Origin of the sequence: Streptomyces sp. NPDC102360, from assembly GCF_044766085.1 — a bacterium.
GTDB lineage: Bacteria > Actinomycetota > Actinomycetes > Streptomycetales > Streptomycetaceae > Streptomyces.
In genome coordinates, this window is sequence record NZ_JBIWLG010000019.1 from 94485 (window position 1) to 111614 (window position 17130).

Below are 17130 nucleotides of genomic sequence, written 5' to 3' on the forward strand. Positions count from 1 at the left end.
CACCGCGCGACGAGGACGGTGGGGCTACGCCGCCAGGTCGCGTTCCTCGGAGGGGCCGGGGGCGTCCTGGGACTGCGGGAGCTCCACCGCGGGCTCGACCGGCGCCCACACGAGCCGTGACACCCACCCGGACGACCGCCCGATGCCCCGCGCCAGCGGAGTGAGCAGCGCCGAAGCCAGCGGCGAAAGCAGCAGCGCGACGGCCGTACCGAGCGCGAACCCGCCGACGACGTCCGTCGGATAGTGCACACCCATGAAGACCCGGCAGAACCCCTCAAGCACGGCAAGACCTATGGCGGCGAGCCCAAGCTTGCGGTGGGCGATGAAGAGACCCGCCCCGATGGCCATCGCCAGCGTGGCGTGATCGCTGACGAACGAGAAGTCGGTCTTCCCCTTGACCAGAACCTCGAGCCCCTGGTGGTCCATGAAGGGCCGCGGCCGCTCGACGAAGGACCGGATCGGCACGTTCACCAGAACCGCGACGCCGGCCGCGAGCGGCGCCCACACCACGGCGGCCACGGAGGACGCCGCGTCGTCGAGCGACCCGCGCTTCCTCGCACCCCACCAGCACCACAGCACGACGAGGACGAGCGCGAGCAGGATCCCGTACTCCCCGACGAACTCCATGGTCCGGTCGAACCAGCGGGGAGCGTCATCGGCCAGGCCGTTGATGTCGTAGAGCAGCGTGACGTCGGGGTTGGATCCGGATGTCGCGGGCGCTTCGAGTGCCACGAGTCCAGCCATAGTTCAGCGGCCCCTTCGTCTTCAGCCACCCCCGTGGTTGTTTTCGATTCAGCAAGAGGAACGCACGGTCCCGCCCTCTACGTTCCACACTCCACCGAACGATCACCCAGACGTTATCGAAGAGAGACACAAACCCGCAGCTCAGGGCCATGGCATAACAGAGAGTTCCAGCCAAACCACAGCCCGCATCGCCCGGCTCAGACCTCCGGCGAAGCGCTCGGAAGCGCCTTCGCACCGTCCTGCGTGACCCGGGTCGCGCCGAAGTAGTCAGCGGTGTCGATGGGGTCGAAGCGGATGACGGCGCCGGTCCGCGGCGCGTCGATCATGTAGCCGCCGCCCACGTAAATGCCCACGTGATGGATGGCCCGGCTGTTCTGGAGGTCGTGGGAGAAGAACACGAGGTCCCCGGGAAGCAGCTCGTCCCGCTTCGGATGCGGCCCGGCGTTGTACTGGTCGTTGGCCACGCGCGGCAGCTCGATGTCCACCGATTCGTACGCGGCCTTGGTGAGACCCGAGCAATCAAATCGGCCATCCTGGTCCGCCGTGCCGTTGCCGCCCCAGAGGTAAGGGGTGCCGAGCTTCTTCTGCGCGTAGTAGATGGCGGCCGCGGCCTGCTGCGAGGGCTGCACGCGTCCGACCGGCTTCGCGAAGGACTCCTCGAGCGTCGTGATGACCTTCACGTAATTCTGCGTCTCGCGGTACGGAGGCACTCCCCCGTACTTGATGACCGCGTAGGAGCCCGCGTTGTAGGCGGCGAGCATGTTCTTCGTCTTGTCGCCGGGCGCGTCCTTCACGTACGAGGCGAGCTTGCAGTCGTACGAAGCGGCGGACGGAATCGCGTCGTTGGGGTCCCAGATGTCGCGGTCCCCGTCCCCGTCCCCGTCGACCCCGTGCGCGGCCCAGGTGCCGCTGATGAACTGCGCGATGCCGTACGCCTTGGCCGGCGACGACGCCTTCGGGTTGAACCCGCTCTCCTGGTAGAGCTGCGCGGCCAGCAGCGCCGGGTTGATGGCGGGGCAGAGATTGCCCCACTTCTGCACGAGTGGCTGATACGCGGCGGGCACGGCCCCCTTCGCGAGCCCCACGGCCCCCTGGCCGACTCCGCTGCTCAGACTCCCCGCCGCCATGTACGTCCCGAAGACGAGCAACGCCACGAACCCGGTACCCCCGGCGACGGCCGAGCCCGCGAGCATCCACGCCTTACGCACCGTCAACCACCCTTCGCCACGGGGCAGTCAGTTTACGGGCGGGACCGCTACGCCGTCGGAGACTGCGCCGAACTGTCCTCGACCAGCCTTCATTGCCCGGCGTGACCAGGCATGATACACAGAGTAACCGTACGTTCCTTCGCATCCGGAACCGTCCCTCCCGGGCGGTCCCCCAGGCATGGGACCGTAGGAACTCGGCCAAGGAATGGCGCCAAGTGTGCAGGCAACGGAGCCAATCTGGGCAAGAATGGGTCTGACCTCTGCGCTGCGGCAGAGGCGACAGAACTACCCACATGGGGCGGTGAGTTACACATGCTGCTGGCAGCCGAAAAGGGCGACATCTCCACCATCATCGGCGGGATCGCCCCGGACTGGGGCCCGTTCGGGACCCTGGGCAACGAGGCGCGCGTGATGATCGAGGTGGTGATGGCGGTCGCCATCCTGCTGTGCCTCGGCATCGCGATCTGGGGCGCCGCCAAGCAACGGATCGGGGCGACCGCCCTGCGCGACACCTTCAGCGCCGAGCAGGGCAAGGGCCTCATCATCGCGGGCCTGACCGGGGTGTTCATCATCGGCTCACTAGGCACGCTGTTCACCATCGTGTACGGCATGGCCGTCTAGCTCCCGCCGATCTAGCTCTCCGCTGAGGTTGCGTCTCCCTGATGTCGAGTCACCACACCGCGCCCGCGCGGAAACCAGCACGGCTACCGTCGTATGCGGTGGTTCGGCGAAAGGTTGAGGGGGCGTGCGCGCGATGAGTTCCGACGGTCCACAGGACGACGAGCTCTACGGGGGCTCCGGGCAGACCCGGACGCGGCTCCCGGAGGGCTCCGGCGCCCGCAGACCGGGACGTTCGCCGTCCCGGTCCTTGGTGACCGTGGTCGGCGTGGTGGTGTTGCTCATCGCGGCGATCGCGTTCGCGAACCGCGGGGACGACGCCTCCGGCGGTCCCGGGAACTCCGGGGCTGAGGCCAAGGCCTCCCCCACGGCTCCCTCCGGTACGAAACCGGTGGCCTCCGGCTTCGCGCATGACGAACAGGGCGCGCAATCGGCTGCCGCCAACTATGCGGTGCGGCTCGGCGGCGACGGCATGTTCAACGCCGACCGTCGGCACGGCATCGTGGACGAGCTCTACACGTCCGGGGCGGCCACCAAGCTCAAGGGCCCGATGGACAAGGCGTACTCCACGGAGTTCCTGACCAAGCTGGGCCTCGACGCGGACGGGAAGGCGCCCAAGGGCAGCACGTTCGTCTCCCGCACCATTCCGGTCGGCACCAAGGCGCTCCGGTACGAGGACGACACCGCCAAGGTGTCGGTCTGGTACATGGGGCTCCTCGGCATCTCCGGCACGAACTCGACCAACCCGGTCGCCACGTCGTGGCAGACCTGGACCTTCCAGCTGCAGTGGACCGACGGCGACTGGAAGATCACCTCCGACTCGCAGAAGAACGGTCCCACGCCCGTCCCCGGCGACGACCGCGCCTCCAACTCCGACGACATCAGCAAGGCCATCGAGGAGTACGGAGGGTTCTCGTATGCCCGGTAACCCACGCCGTGCGCTCAAGCTCACCGGTCTCGTCGCCGCCGTACAGGCCGCGGCCGTCCTGACGGCCACCCGCGCCTTCGCGGCACCCGAACCGACCGACGACCCCTGCTCCCTGATCCCGGGGCGCGCCAAGGACTACTGCGAGCGCGGCAACGAAGCCACCGGTGGCAGCACCGGAGGCGGCGGCGGTGGCGGGACGCCCGACGTCTCCAACCCCCTCGACCCCCTCTCCAGCCTCGCCAAGGGCTGCGCCGAGGCCGCGTCGTGGACCGTCGATCAGCTCAGTAACGCCGTGCAGAAGACGGCCACCGTCGACTTCACCAACCAGAAGTTCCTCCAGCAGTACGCCGTCGTGTTCGCCGCGTCGACGATCCTCACGCTCGTGCTGTGGCTGCTCGCCGTGGCCAAGCGCGCCGTGCGCGGCGTACCGCTGATGACCGCGATCACGGAGGCCGTGGGTTTCCTCTGGCTCACCGTGCTCGCGTCGGCCTTCACCCCGCTGATCCTGTACACGGTGGTGTCGGCGGCCGACGGGGTCAGTGACGTGCTGGCGAAGGCGACGGGCAATCAGACGGACGCGTTCTTCGGGACGTTCTCCGAGGCGCTGAAGAAGGGCGACGACATCGGCGGCGGGCCGATCATGCTGATCGTCGTGTCACTCGTGTCGATCGTCGCGGCGGGCGTGCTCTACCTGGAGCTGTATCTGCGGGCCGTCCTGCTCTACGTGGGCGCGCTGCTCGGCGTCGTCGTCTACGCGGGGCTCGTCGACAAGAACCTGTGGGGCCACGTCCGCCGCTGGGTCGGTGTCATGATCGCGGTCATCCTCGTGAAGCCGGTCATCGTGATCGTGCTCGGCCTCGCGGGCGCGCTGTCCACGGGCGGCAAGGGGCCCGACTCCCTCGCCGCGGTCGTCTCCGGCCTCGCCATCGTGCTGCTCGCCATCTTCGCGAGCGGCATGATCTACCGCTTCGTACCCGGCTTCGGCGACGAGATGGCCAACGTACGCAAGAACCGGCTCATGCAAGGGGCCGAGGGCAAGGCCGCCGCCGTGATCAGTTCCCCCGCGGCGCTCGTCTCGCAAGGAATCAAGACCCACAGCAGCCGTCAGGACAGCGGGGGTTCGGGTGGTGGCGGAGCTTCCCAGGCCCGTCCCGCCAACCCCGCGTCCGGCGGTGTGGCCGCGCACAGTTCGCGGCAGGGCGGGGCAGCGGGAGGCGGCGGAACTGTCCCCTCCGCCGCACCCCCGCCCCGTACGAGCCCGTCGAAGTCCCCGCACGCGAGCGGGGACCGCGGGAGCAACAGCGGTAACACCGGCAAGAACGGCAACTGGCAAGGAGGTGCAGGGCGTTGACGACCCAGTCCCACGTGTCCCCTCCGGTCACGCCCCGCCGTACATATCTGATCGGTCGCGCCCGGCCGAACGCGATCGTCGGCAAGAATCGTGAGTCCGGCGAGATCGCGATGATCGTCGTGGGCGCGTTCCTCGGCATGATGTGCGGACTGCTCGTCCCCGTGCTGTCGCTGCGCATCGTGCTGCTCACCGGCTTCCCGATGCTCGCGCTGGCCGCGGTCTACGTCCCCTACAAGAACCGCACCTTCTACAAGTGGTTCGAGATCAACCGCAGTTACAAGCGCTCCCTCAAGCGCGGCACCGCCTACCGTTCGCGCACCATGGAGGCCGGCACCCGGCTCGACGGGCGTGAGGTCGAGATCGGCCCGCCCCCCGGCATCGGCAGGCTCACCTGGCTGGCCGCGCCGTTCGGGCCCGACGAGATCGCCGTCCTGCTCCACGCCGACCGGCGCACCGTCACCGCCGCCATCGAGATCGAGGGCCCCGGCGTCGGGCTGCGCGACTCGGAGGACCAGGAGGCGCTGGTCGACCGGTTCGGCACACTGCTCAAGCACGTCGCCAACGGGGACGGGTTCGTGAGCCGGCTGCAAATGCTGGCCCGCACCCTCCCCGCCGACCCCGACGCGCACAACAAGGACGTCGCCGTGCGCGGCGACGACCGCTCGCTCGGCTGGCTGCAGAAGTCGTACGACCAGCTGCAGTCCATGGTGTCGACGAGCAGCGAGCAGCACCGCGCGTACCTCGTGGCCTGCATGCACTACACGCGCGACCTGGCCGCCGAGGCCAACGCGATGGCCCGCGCCACCCGCCCGAAGGGCGGCAAGAAGGTCGACAGGGACGCCGGGCTCGCCGTCGTCATGGCGCGCGAACTGACCGATATCTGCTCGCGGTTGCAGGAGGCGGACATCCGCGTCCGGCAGCCGCTCGGGCAGGGCAGGCTCGCGTCCCTGATCCACTCCATGTACGACCCGGACCACTCCATCGACCACATCCAGGCGATGTCGAAGCGGAACGCCTGGCCGGCCGAGCTCGACGCCATGGAGCCGACGTTCCTGCAGGCCAAGACGCGCGAGTCGGCGACGCGCGCGCCCTGGTGCCACGCCACGGCGTGGGTGAAGGAGTGGCCGATGACGCCGGTGGGCGTGAACTTCCTGGCTCCGCTCCTCGTCCACACCCCGGACGTCATCCGGACCGTCGCGGTGACGATGGACCTCGAACCCACCGAGGTCGCCATCGAGCGGATGCTGACCGAGAAGACCAACGACGAGGCGGAGGCGTCCCGCGCCGCCAAGATGAACCGGACCGTCGACCCCCGCGACATCGCCGCCCACGGCCGCCTCGACCAGCGCGGCGAGGACCTGGCGAGCGGCGCGGCCGGCGTCAACCTCGTCGGCTACATCACGGTCTCCTCCCGCAACCCCGACGCGCTCGCCCGCGACAAGCGCACGATCCGCGCCTCCGCCGGCAAGTCGTACCTGAAGCTGGAGTGGTGCGACCGCGAGCACCACCGGGCCTTCGTGAACACGCTGCCGTTCGCCACCGGCATCCGCCGATGACGCCGATGGTCCCCACGAGCCCGATGATCCCGACGCCCTCGACACCCTCGACGATCCCGATGTTCCTGATGTCCGCCGCCAAGTCTCCGGCCGGAAGGTAGGCGCTGCACTATGCGGGATCCGCTGACCGCTCTCACCGATACCTTCACCGCGTTCCTGTTCGGGAAGGTGGAGACGACCCGGCTTCCGGTGCGTACGTCGACGGGGCAGGCGCAGGCCGTCTATCTGCCGACGGCCGCGCCAGGCCTCGGTGACTCCGGCGTGATCATCGGCCGCGAGGTGTACTCCGGCAAGGGCTACATCTACGACCCCTTCCAGCTCTACGGTCAGCAGCTCCCGGCCCCCCACTGGCTGGTCCTCGGCGAGTCCGGCAACGGCAAGTCGGCGCTGGAGAAGACGTACGTGCTGCGGCAGTTGAGGTTCAAGGACCGCCAGGTCGTCGTCCTCGACGCGCAGGGCGAGGACGGCGTCGGCGAATGGAACCTCATCGCCGAGGAGCTGGGCATAACTCCCATCCGGCTCGACCCGACGGCCGCCCTGGACATGGGGATCCGCCTCAACCCCCTCGACCCGGCGATCACGACGACGGGCCAGCTCGCGCTGCTGCGCACCATCATCGAGGTCGCGCTCGGCCACGGCCTCGACGAGCGCTCCGGCTTCGCGCTGAAGGTCGCGCACGCGTACGTGAACGAGACGATCGTCGAGCGGCAGCCGGTCCTGATGGACATCGTCGAGCAGCTCCGCCACCCGGAACCGGAGTCGGCGGAGGCCATGAACGTGGCCCTTGAGGACGTCCGGGCCTGGGGCCTGGACGTGGCGCTCGTCATCGACCGGCTCGTCGACGGTGACCTGCGCGGCATGTTCGACGGCCCGACGACGGTCGGCATCGACCTGGACGCCCCGCTGATCGTCTTCGACCTGTCCCACATCGACCGGAACTCGATCGCGATGCCGATCCTGATGGCGATCGTCGGCGTGTGGCTGGAGCACACGTGGATCCGCCCCGACCGGAAGAAGCGCATCTTCCTGGTCGAGGAGGCCTGGCACATCATCAACAGCCCGTTCGTGGCCCAACTCTTCCAGCGGCTGCTGAAGTTCGGCCGCCGTCTCGGCCTGTCCTTCGTGGCGGTCGTGCACCACTTGTCCGACGTGGTGGACGGCGCGGCGGCGAAGGAAGCGGCGGCGATCCTGAAGATGGCCTCCACACGAACGATCTACGCCCAGAAAGCGGACGAGGCGAGAGCCACGGGCCGGGTGCTCGGACTGCCCCGCTGGGCGGTCGAGATCATCCCGACGCTCTCCCCCGGCATCGCCGTCTGGGACGTCAACGGCAACGTACAGGTGGTCAAACACCTGGTCACCGAGACGGAACGCCCCTTGGTCTTCACCGACCGGGCCATGACCGAAACGTCCACCGAGCGCGAGCAGTTCGTGGACGACGCCCTGCACGCGGCCGAGCTGGAGGCCGAGGAACGGGCCGCCGCGTTCGTGGAGCAGCGCTTCGGCGGCTCCGAGTCCACGGTGGCGTGAACGGTGGGACGAACGGTGGGACGAACGGTGGCATGACAGGAATGCGGGACGAGCGGGGGCGCCGGATGCAGCGGGGTTACGACCGGGACGAGCGGGGTTACCGGGAGGGTCGTGGCGGCCGGGGCGGCGTGCCCGACGGGCTGCTCATCGGCGTCCTCGCCTTCCTCCTGGGCATGACGGTGCTGGTGTGGACGGCGACGGGCCTGGCGGGCCTGTTCACCAAGGGCGCGTGGCCGACGGCCGTGACGTTCGCGAACACACCGCTCGCCCTACGCTCCTTGATCACCCGCCCCCACGACATCCCCGGCGCCTGGCCGAACACCCCCACCACCGAACTCTCCGGCTACGGCCTCGTCTGGGGCCTGGTCATCGGCCAACTGATGATCCTGGTCGTCCTCACGATCTTCATAGCGGGAACCTTCACCCGCTGGCGCGCGGTGCGGTCACGGGGCTCCGCCCCGGACCCCGCTGGCTCTCGTCCGACGGCGGGGCTTGAAAAGAACCAACCCGCCGCCACCGAACGCAAAGCCCCGCCGACGCTCGAGAAGCAGGAGATGCCAGCAGGTCAGGCCCCGCCCATTCAAGCCCCGCCGACGATCGAGGCGCAGGCCAATCAAGCCCCGCCGGCGATTGAGGCGCGGGGTCCGGGGCAGAGCCCCGTGACCGCAACCCCGGCTCCCGCAACAGCGACCCGCCAAATCCACCTCGGCCCCCCGGCCGACCGCCACCCCCTCGCCACAGAGGCAATCCGGGACGCCGAGGGCCCAGCCCTCGTCATCACCTCGGCACCGGAGGTCTGGTCGGAGACCAAGGACGCCCGCGCCAAACTCGGCCCCGTCCTCCTCTACGACCCCACCCACCTCTGCGACACCCCCGCCCGCATGCACTGGAACCCGTCCTCCGGCTGCACCGACAAGGACACCGCGGCCCAGCGCGCCACCGCCCTGCTCGCCCCGATAAGGCCCACGGCCAAACTGGACTCGGCCCTCGCCGAAGCCGCCGAAACCCTCCTCCGCAGCTACCTGCACGCCGCGGCCGTCGACGGCAAACCGTTCCGCCACGTCCACCGCTGGGCCCAGGGCACCCAGGTCCAGGACGCCGTACGCACCCTCCGTACGAACCCGAAGGCCGCCGCCGGCACCGCGGGCGAACTCGAGGCCGCTCTCACCTCGCACCCCGAGCGCCGCGACATGGCACAGGAGTTGACCGCCCGTGCCCTGTCCTCCCTCTTCACCATCCACGTCCGCGAGGCCTGCACGCCCAACCGAACGGATGCGCTCACTCTGGATTCCTTCGTGAACGAAGGGGGCACGCTTTATGTGGTCGGTGAACCCATCGAGGACCCGAAGGGGCAGCCCGGCGCGATGCCCCTGCTCACGGCCCTCGCCTCGAGCGTGGTCGAGCACGGCCGCCGCGTGGCCGCACGGTCACCTGCCGGCCGGCTCGACCCACCAATGACGCTCGTCCTGGACGACGTCGCGGCGGTGGCTCCGCTTCCCCAACTGCCGGAGCTGCTGGCCACGGGAGCGGACCGGGGTCTGAACACCCTGGCCCTGCTCCGGTCCAGGGAACAGGCCCGCACCCGCTGGCCGGACGCGGAACTCCCGCTCGACTAGGGCCCTAGGGCAGGCCGTACAGCTTCAGGAACACCGCGAGCCCGCTGCGTACACGCGCGTCGACCTCGTCGGCCGTCATCGGCACCACCCCGAAGAACGTATCCACCGTGACGGACCCGGGGATCAGCAGCATGAAGTGGCGCCCGGCCTCAGTGGAGTTGGCCTCGTCGACCGCCAAGTGCCCCTGCTCGCCGAGCCGCAGCAGCGCCGTGCGCACCGCTTCCACCGTCGCCCGCGGGCCGATCCGCTGCCACTCCTCGATGACGTCGGCGGGCAGATGCGAGCCCTCCGAGATGATGTGCCGTACGAGAAGCATGTGCGGCTCGTGGTCGCCGCGCCGCCCCATCCACTCCCGGGCGAGCGCGAGCAGATCCTTCTCCACGTCCGTGACTTTGCCCAAGTGCCGCTCGATCAGCGCGACATGGGCGCCCGTCACGTTCTCCGCGCTGTCGATGAGAACCTCACGGAAGAGGTTCTCCTTGCCGCCGAAATGGTTGTAGAGCGTACGCGTGGAGACCCCCGCCTCCGCGGCGATCTCGTCGATGCCCGCGCGCGCGTACCCCTCGCGGCCGAAAACCGTGCGTGCCCCGCGCAACAGCGCCTGCCGCTTCTCGACCGTGCCCTTGCGTTCCCGTTGCTGCACCATGCCCGCACTCCTCCGCTCACGTTCAGCCTAGGCACAGAGACCTAGGTACAACGACGGTTGCACTTCTTACAACCGTCGTTGTACTTTACCGGCATGGCAACCGAACCCCAGGCTTCGGCGGCCCGCGAAGTCGGCGGCAGCCGCTCCACGTTCACTCTCCTCGTCGTCCTGCTCGGCATGCTCACCCTGCCGATGGCCATGTCCGGCACCACGGTCGCGCTCCCGCGCATCGGGGCCGACCTCGGCGCCTCCGGCGCCACGCTGCAGTGGGTGGTCGTCGGCTACTTCCTCGCCGCGTCCTCGTTCATGCTGGTCGCGGGCTCCCTCGGCGATCTCTACGGCCGCCGCCGGATCCTCACGGCGGGCGCCGCACTCTACACGGCGGGTACCCTGGCCTCGGCCCTCGCCCAGAACATCCTGCTCTTGGACGCGGCCCGGATCCTGTCCGGCATCGGCGCCGCGGGCGTGATGGCCAGCGGCAGCTCGCTGCTCGCCGCGACCTTCACGGGCCCCGCCCGCACCCGCGTCTTCGCCTCACTCGGCACCACGGCGGGCCTCGGCCTCGCCTTCGGCCCGACGTTCTCCGGCTGGCTCGTGGACGCGGTCGGCTGGCGTGCCACCTTCCTGTCGTACGTCGCCGTGGGCACGGTCATCGTCCTCGGCACCCGCCTGATGCCGGAGTCCCGGGCGGACACGAGCCCGCGCGTCGACAAGGCGGGCGCGGCCACCTTCATCGCGGGCCTGGCACTCGCCCTCTACGCGATCACCCAGGGCTCCAAGTCCGGCTGGACGGCGGCCCCGACCCTCGTCCCCGCCGCCCTGTCCCTCGCCCTCCTCCTCACCTTCGTACGCGTCGAACGGCGCCTCGTCCGCACCGGCGAAGGCCGCCCGATCCTCGACCTGCGCCTCGCCCGCAACCCGGCGTTCCTCGGCTGGGCGGTCGGCTCCTTCGGGCTCGGAGCGGGCACCACCGGCGTCCTCACCTTCCTGCCGACCTACCTCCAGGGCGCGAACGGCACGACGGCCCGCGCGGCCGGCCTGACGCTCCTCCTGATGACGGTGCCGATCCTGGCCCTGCCCCCGCTCGGCGCCCGCCTGGTCAACCGGGGCGTGCCGGCCCGCCACATCCTGGTCCTGTCCCTGCTCCTGCTGGCGGCGGGCAACGCGTGGCTGACGACGCTCCACCCGGGCATCGGTGCCCTGGGGCTCGCGGGCCCGCTGCTCACCATCGGCGCGGGCCAGGGCCTCTCCATCGGCATCATCGACGCCCAGGCCATGTCGATGGTCGCCCCGTCCGAGGTCGGTATGGCCTCCGGCTTCCTCAACACGGTCCGCGGCGGCACGGGCGCCATCATGCTCACGGTCTTCGGCGCGGTACTGCTGGCCGCAGTGAGCTCCCGCGTCCCTTCCCCCGACGTCGCGGAACGGATCACGGCAGGCACCCCCGGCCACGCCCCGGAATTCACGCAGGCCTGGCAGCTGACACTTTGGTCGATAGCGACCTTGATAACGGCACTGGCAGCACTGACCTACTGGCTGCTCACGGCCACGGCCAAGCGCCCCGCCCCCGCTGACCCCACCCACTCACCCCCCGCCGTGGGCAGCCGCTCCACCCCCGCTGACCCCACCCACTCGCCCCCCGCTGTGGGCAGGCGTTCCGCACGGCGAATGGGGTCTCCCCTGCTCGAGCGAAGCCGAGAGCTTGGGGAAGGGTGGGCACAGCCCCCGTCTCCGCGCAACAACACGACCACGCACACCGAGTCGACCCGATGACCACGGAGGACCGCACCATGACCACGACCAACACCACCACCCCGCTCCGAGTGGGCGTAATTGTCGGATCCACCCGAGACGGCCGCCTCGCCCCCACGGTAAGCACCTGGTTCACGGCCCAGGCCGAAGCCCACACCCCCGAAACCCACTACGACGTCATCGACCTGACCGACCTGGACCTACCCGGAACCCACCCCGACTGGGGCCACCAACCCACCCCGGTCCAGGCCGAACTGGCCACCCGCGTGGCCGCCGCCGACGCCTACGTGGTGATCACCCCCGAGTACAACCACAGCTTCCCGGCCCACCTGAAGCACTTCATCGACCTGCACCACGACGAGTGGAAGGCCAAGCCCGTCGGCTTCGTCTCGTACGGCGGCGTGGGCGGCGGCCTCCGCGCCGTGGAACAACTCCGCCTGGTATTCGCCGAGTTGCACTGCGCCACGATCCGCGACGGCGTCAGCTTCCACCGGGCCCACGGCGGCCTCTTCGCCGAGGACGGACCGGCCCACGACGAGCAGGGCGCGGCCGGCGCCGCCAAGGTCATGCTCGACCAACTGAACTGGTGGGCCCACGCCCTGCGCACGGCCCGAGCGGAAAACCCGTACAGCTAGAGCCGTCACGGCCAACGCCCCTGCGACCAACACCCCTACGGCTGACGCCGCTTGAGCTCCATCTCTCGCTCCACCTGGGACGGGTCGCCCGGATTCGGGACGACCCCTCCCGTGCGGACGAAACCGAACCTCCGGTAGAACGCCTCGGCCCGCCGATTGTCCTCATGGACGTACAACCGCACCCGCGCCACGCCCTCAAGACCGAACGCCCACTCCACCGCGGCGGAGAACAGCGCCCCCGCCACCCCGCTCCCCCGCGCCTCCGGCCGCACGAACACCGCGACGAGCTGCGCCTGCCGCCGCTCGACGGCCCGCCCGAAGAAGTCCACGGCGCCCGCCTCCTCCACGAGCACCACCACGCTGCCGTCCCAGCGCCCGCCCGCGCCTGTCTCCCCGGCCTCGGTGGACTCCGCCACGAACTGCAGGGCCGTCGCCCCGTGCGCGGCCCGCTCGGCCCGCCCCCGCCAGAACTCGTCCGGCTGCGCCGCCCCGTCCTCGTACGTCTCCAGAAACGCCAGCGGCGCCGCCGGATCCCGCAGCGCCGCGAGCCGCAGCTCCTTCGCGGCGCGCCACTCGTCGGCCCGCACGGGTCTGATCACGTAGTCCATGCAACCGCACCCTAAGGGCCCCTAGTCCCCCGGTACTACGGCATTCCCGCAGCTCGATGCCCCGGTCCGACGCCCGCGGCACCCCGCCCACGGCACCGTACAACCATGACAATCCGAGCCCACGGCCTCACCAAACGCTACGGCGGCAGGAACGGCAAGACAGTCGTCGAGGACCTCACCTTCACGGTCGAGCCCGGCACGGTCACCGGCTTCCTCGGCCCCAACGGCGCGGGCAAGTCCACGACCATGCGCATGCTGCTCGGCCTGGACACCCCGACCGCGGGACGCGCCACGATCGGCGGCCGCGCCTACGCCACCCACCCGGCCCCGCTCACCGAGGTCGGCGCGCTCCTGGAGGCGAAGGCCGTCCACCCCGGCCGCACCGCCTTCCACCACCTCACGGCGCTCGCCCTCACGCACGGCATCCCGCGCTCCCGCGTCGAGCACGTCCTCGACCTCGCGGGCCTCACCGAGGTGGCGGACAAGCGGGTGAAGGGCTTCTCCCTCGGCATGGGCCAGCGCCTCGGCATCGCGGCGGCGCTCCTCGGCGACCCGGCCACGATCATCCTCGACGAGCCGGTCAACGGCCTCGACCCCGAGGGCGTCCTGTGGATCCGCACGCTCCTCAAGTCCCTTGCCCAGCAAGGCCGTACGGTCCTGGTCTCCTCCCACCTCATGTCCGAGATGGCGCTGACGGCCGAGCACCTCGTCGTCATCGGCCGCGGCCGCCTCCTCGCGGACACGACGGTCACCGCTCTCGTACACGAGTCAGGAGCGGCCTACGTGAAGGTCGTGACGCCCGAGGCCGACCGCCTGAGCGCCCTCCTGACCGGCGCCGACGTCGCCGCGGAGGCCCCCGACACCCTCCACGTCCGGGGCATCGACGCCCCCGCCGTCGGCCGGATCGCCGCGGCCCACGCGCTTCCCCTCTTCGAACTCACGCCACAAACCGCCTCATTGGAGCAGGCCTTCATGGACCTCACCCACGACGCCGTCGAGTACCAGGCGACGACGCCCACAGCAGCCTCGGCCCTGACGGGAGCAGCCCGATGACGACGACCACACCCCCTGCCCCGCATACGGCGCCCACGCACGCCGTGACTCCGAGCCGCGTCCTGCACTCGGAATGGCACAAACTCCGTACGCTGCGCTCCACTTGGGTCACCCTCGCGGTCGCCTGCGCCCTCGTGATCGGCGTCGGCATCACCATGGGCGCCACCTACGACGGCGACGACTCGGAGATCGACACCGTCGTCTTCGTCCTCCTGGGCACCCAGCTCTCCCAGATCTGCGTCGCCGTGCTCGGCATCCTGGTCACCGCCGGCGAGTACTCGACCGGCATGATCCGCGCCTCGCTCACGGCGGTGCCGCGCCGGCTGCCCGTGCTGTGGTCCAAGGCCGCGGTCTTCGCCACGCTCGCCTTCACCCTCACCTTCGCGACGAACATCGTCACCTTCCTCCTGGCCCAGATCTGGCTCTCCGACACCGACAAGGCGCTGTCCCTCACCGACTCCGGCGTCCTCGGCGCCCTCGCGGGCAACGCGGCGGCGATCACCCTGCTCAGCCTCGTCGCCCTCGGCCTCGGCGCGCTGCTGCGCTCGGTCCCGGCCGGCATCGGCGCGTTCGTCGGCCTCGTCCTGATCCTGCCCGAGGTACTCGCCATGATCTCGGCGGACTTCGTCCAGGACGCCCTGCGCTACTTCCCCACCAAGGCGTCCGCTTCCCTCGGCTCGATGGCGCAGACCGGTGACTCCATCTCCCCGACGGCGGCCCTGATCAGCCTCTGCCTGTGGGCAGCAGCGGCCCTGATCACCACGGCCCTCCTCCTCAAGCGCCGCGACGTCTGAGCTCCGCACCCCATCGGGAAACGTACGAGGATGATGACCAGGTGACGGATCACGAGCAGCCCCGCGACCCCCAACCGCTCGTCAGGTATGCCCAGCGGCTCACCGAGCGGGTGCGCGCCTTCGACCGGCGCCGCCCGCTGGTCTGGGACCTGCTGGTGACGGGCTTCTTCGTGATCGCGGCCCTCACGGACGGGACCGGCGGCTGGCGCAACACCGCGGCCGACCCCGGGGTGCCCGAACCGCTGGTCCTCCTGATGAGCCTCGGCCTGTCCGTACCGTTGCTGTGGCGACGCCGCCGGCCGCTCGTGGCCCTCACAGCGATGGCGGCGGTCAGCCTCGTCAACAACTGGACGGGCGCCTGGCTCCAGGCCGCCCTCATCCAGTTCGTCGTGGTCTTCGACATCGCGCTGCGGCTGCCCCTGAAGACCCTCGGCCGGGCCGCCCTCCTGACCACGCTGCCCATGACGGCCACGCTCATCCGCTACCCATCGGGCAGTTGGGACCAGCTGATCGTGCCGCAGCTCTGGTGCTTCGCACTGGTCACCCTCGCGGGCATCGCCGTCCGCTCCCGCCAGGACTACACCCAGGCCCTGGTCGAGCGGGCCCGCCAGCTCGAGGTCGAACGCGACCAGCAGGCGCGGCTCGCGGCCGCCGCCGAACGCGCCCGTATCGCCCGCGAGATGCACGACATCATCGGCCACAACCTCTCCGTCATCACCGGCCTCGCCGACGGCGGCTCCTACGCCGCTGCCCGCAGCCCGGAACGCGCGGGCCAGGCCCTCACCGCCATCGCCACCACCAGCCGCCAGGCCCTCACGGAACTCCGCCGCCTTCTCGACGTACTGGGAGAGGAAACCCCCTCGGCCTCCGCGGAGCTGACCCCTGCCCCCGCACTCGACGACCTCGACTCCCTGATCGACGGCGTACGTTCGGCAGGACTCCCGGTCCTCAGGAAGGTCGAGGGCGAACCGGCGCCGCTGCCCGCGGGCCTGGAGCTCACGGTGTACCGCGTGGTCCAGGAGGCCCTCACCAACACCCTGAAGCACGGCGGCCCTTCGGCCACCTCCGAGCTGCTCGTCTCGTACGCTACGGACGCGGTGACCGTGACCGTCACGGACACCGGCCGCGGCGCTCTCACCGACAGCCACGGCACCGGCCGCGGCCTCGCCGGCATGCGCGAGCGAACGGCCCTCTACCGAGGCACACTTGAGGCCGGACCACGACCGGCCGGCGGCTGGCGGGTACGCCTCCGCATCCCGATCCCGGAAGGGCCCACCCCGTGACGACCGTTCTCATCGTCGACGACCAGCCCATGCAGCGCTTCGGCTTCCGCATGCTCCTGGAGAGCCAGGACGACCTACGGGTCGCGGGCGAGGCAGGCACGGGCGCGGAGGCGGTCCGTCTCGCGGCCGAGCTCGCCCCCGACGTGGTCCTGATGGACATCCGCATGCCCGGCATGGACGGCATCGAGGCCACGCGCCGCATCATCGCGCGGACGCCGGGGAACGACGGCCCGGACGACGGCCCGTCGGAAGGCCCGCGCATCCTCATCCTCACGACCTTCGACATGGACGAGTACGCGTACGCGGGCCTGCGCGCGGGCGCCTCCGGCTTCCTCATCAAGGACGCGCTCCCGGAGGAACTCCTCGCGGGCATCCGCGCGGTGGCGGCCGGCGACGCGATCGTCGCCCCCAGCCTCACCCGCCGCCTCCTCGACGCGTACGTCCACCATCTCCCGGCCGCGGCAGGCACTCCCCCGGCCGCCGATCCACGCGTCGCCTCCCTGACGGACCGCGAACGCGAGATCCTCACGGTCATCGCCCAGGGCTGGAGCAACGCCGAGGTCGCCGAACGCCTGCACCTCGCCGAATCGACGGTGAAGACACATGTCTCCCGCATCCTGGCGAAAACGGGAGCGCGGGACAGAGTGCAGGCGGTGATCGTGGCGTACGACGCGAAACTGGTGGAGCCGTCTTGAATTCGGGCCTGAATTCGCACCCTAAACGCAGAAAAGCCCGGACCGTATCCCGGTCCGGGCTTTTCTCCAAAATTAGTTCGGCGGCGTCCTACTCTCCCACAGGGTCCCCCCTG

At 70.3% G+C, this 17130-nt stretch carries 16 protein-coding genes; 12 read left to right on the forward strand and 4 right to left on the reverse strand.

The window, feature by feature from the left end; genetic code table 11:
* Positions 1-24: 24 nt before the first annotated feature.
* Positions 25-744, reverse strand: a complete 720-nt coding sequence (locus ACIRHA_RS40830) for a phosphatase PAP2 family protein (RefSeq protein WP_403856524.1) — start codon at positions 742-744, stop codon at positions 25-27.
* Positions 745-941: 197 nt separating this feature from the next.
* Positions 942-1958 carry an NlpC/P60 family protein gene (locus tag ACIRHA_RS40835; RefSeq protein ID WP_403856526.1) on the reverse strand — a complete coding sequence of 339 codons (1017 nt, stop codon included), beginning with the start codon at positions 1956-1958 and terminating at the stop codon, positions 942-944.
* Between the two features lie 306 nt (positions 1959-2264).
* Between ACIRHA_RS40835 and ACIRHA_RS40840 the strand changes: the two genes are divergently transcribed.
* The 6 genes from ACIRHA_RS40840 (at position 2265) to ACIRHA_RS40865 (ending at position 9551) form a co-directional block, all read left to right on the forward strand.
* On the forward strand, positions 2265-2573 hold the full coding sequence (locus ACIRHA_RS40840; RefSeq protein WP_326019448.1) for a hypothetical protein: 309 nt from the start codon (positions 2265-2267) through the stop codon (positions 2571-2573).
* A gap of 133 nt (positions 2574-2706) precedes the next feature.
* Entirely contained in the window at positions 2707-3498 is a 792-nt protein-coding gene (locus tag ACIRHA_RS40845) for a hypothetical protein (protein ID WP_403856528.1), read from the forward strand.
* Positions 3488-4849, forward strand: coding sequence for a hypothetical protein (locus tag ACIRHA_RS40850; protein WP_403856530.1), 1362 nt, complete (start codon positions 3488-3490; stop codon positions 4847-4849). Before ACIRHA_RS40845 ends, ACIRHA_RS40850 begins: the two co-directional genes overlap by 11 nt.
* A complete protein-coding gene (locus tag ACIRHA_RS40855) occupies positions 4846-6405 on the forward strand; it encodes an SCO6880 family protein (protein WP_403856532.1) in 1560 nt (519 codons plus the stop codon). Before ACIRHA_RS40850 ends, ACIRHA_RS40855 begins: the two co-directional genes overlap by 4 nt.
* Positions 6406-6516: 111 nt before the next feature.
* Positions 6517-7935, forward strand: coding sequence for an ATP-binding protein (locus ACIRHA_RS40860; protein ID WP_403856534.1), 1419 nt, complete (start codon positions 6517-6519; stop codon positions 7933-7935).
* A gap of 65 nt (positions 7936-8000) precedes the next feature.
* Entirely contained in the window at positions 8001-9551 is a 1551-nt protein-coding gene (locus ACIRHA_RS40865; protein ID WP_403856562.1) for a TraM recognition domain-containing protein, read from the forward strand.
* 4 nt (positions 9552-9555) lie between these two features.
* On the opposite strand, the gene ACIRHA_RS40870 is transcribed toward ACIRHA_RS40865, so the two are convergent.
* Entirely contained in the window at positions 9556-10197 is a 642-nt protein-coding gene (locus ACIRHA_RS40870) for a TetR/AcrR family transcriptional regulator (RefSeq protein ID WP_403856536.1), read from the reverse strand.
* Positions 10198-10290: 93 nt separating this feature from the next.
* On the opposite strand from ACIRHA_RS40870, the gene ACIRHA_RS40875 reads away from it, so the two are divergent.
* Both ACIRHA_RS40875 and ACIRHA_RS40880 read left to right on the forward strand, forming a co-directional pair.
* Positions 10291-11970: an MFS transporter gene (locus tag ACIRHA_RS40875; RefSeq protein WP_403856538.1), complete on the forward strand. Its 1680-nt coding sequence runs from the start codon at positions 10291-10293 to the stop codon at positions 11968-11970.
* 17 nt (positions 11971-11987) lie between these two features.
* Complete coding sequence (locus tag ACIRHA_RS40880) at positions 11988-12584, forward strand: NADPH-dependent FMN reductase (protein ID WP_403856540.1); 597 nt, start codon at positions 11988-11990, stop codon at positions 12582-12584.
* Between the two features lie 35 nt (positions 12585-12619).
* Here the strand turns inward: ACIRHA_RS40880 and ACIRHA_RS40885 are convergent, their stop codons facing one another.
* Positions 12620-13192 carry a GNAT family N-acetyltransferase gene (locus ACIRHA_RS40885; RefSeq protein ID WP_403856542.1) on the reverse strand — a complete coding sequence of 191 codons (573 nt, stop codon included), beginning with the start codon at positions 13190-13192 and terminating at the stop codon, positions 12620-12622.
* A 105-nt stretch (positions 13193-13297) separates the two neighbouring features.
* On the opposite strand from ACIRHA_RS40885, the gene ACIRHA_RS40890 reads away from it, so the two are divergent.
* The 4 genes from ACIRHA_RS40890 to ACIRHA_RS40905 are packed head-to-tail and all read left to right on the forward strand — an operon-like array spanning position 13298 to position 17017.
* Complete coding sequence (locus ACIRHA_RS40890; protein WP_403856544.1) at positions 13298-14245, forward strand: ATP-binding cassette domain-containing protein; 948 nt, start codon at positions 13298-13300, stop codon at positions 14243-14245.
* On the forward strand, positions 14242-15039 hold the full coding sequence (locus tag ACIRHA_RS40895; RefSeq protein ID WP_403856546.1) for an ABC transporter permease: 798 nt from the start codon (positions 14242-14244) through the stop codon (positions 15037-15039). Before ACIRHA_RS40890 ends, ACIRHA_RS40895 begins: the two co-directional genes overlap by 4 nt.
* A 41-nt stretch (positions 15040-15080) precedes the next feature.
* The gene (locus ACIRHA_RS40900) at positions 15081-16322 is read left to right on the forward strand and encodes a sensor histidine kinase (RefSeq protein ID WP_403856548.1); all 1242 of its coding nucleotides are present in this window, start codon (positions 15081-15083) and stop codon (positions 16320-16322) included.
* Positions 16319-17017 carry a response regulator gene (locus tag ACIRHA_RS40905; protein ID WP_403856550.1) on the forward strand — a complete coding sequence of 233 codons (699 nt, stop codon included), beginning with the start codon at positions 16319-16321 and terminating at the stop codon, positions 17015-17017. The genes ACIRHA_RS40900 and ACIRHA_RS40905 overlap by 4 nt, the downstream gene beginning before the upstream one ends.
* The last annotated feature ends 113 nt before the right edge of the window (positions 17018-17130 follow it).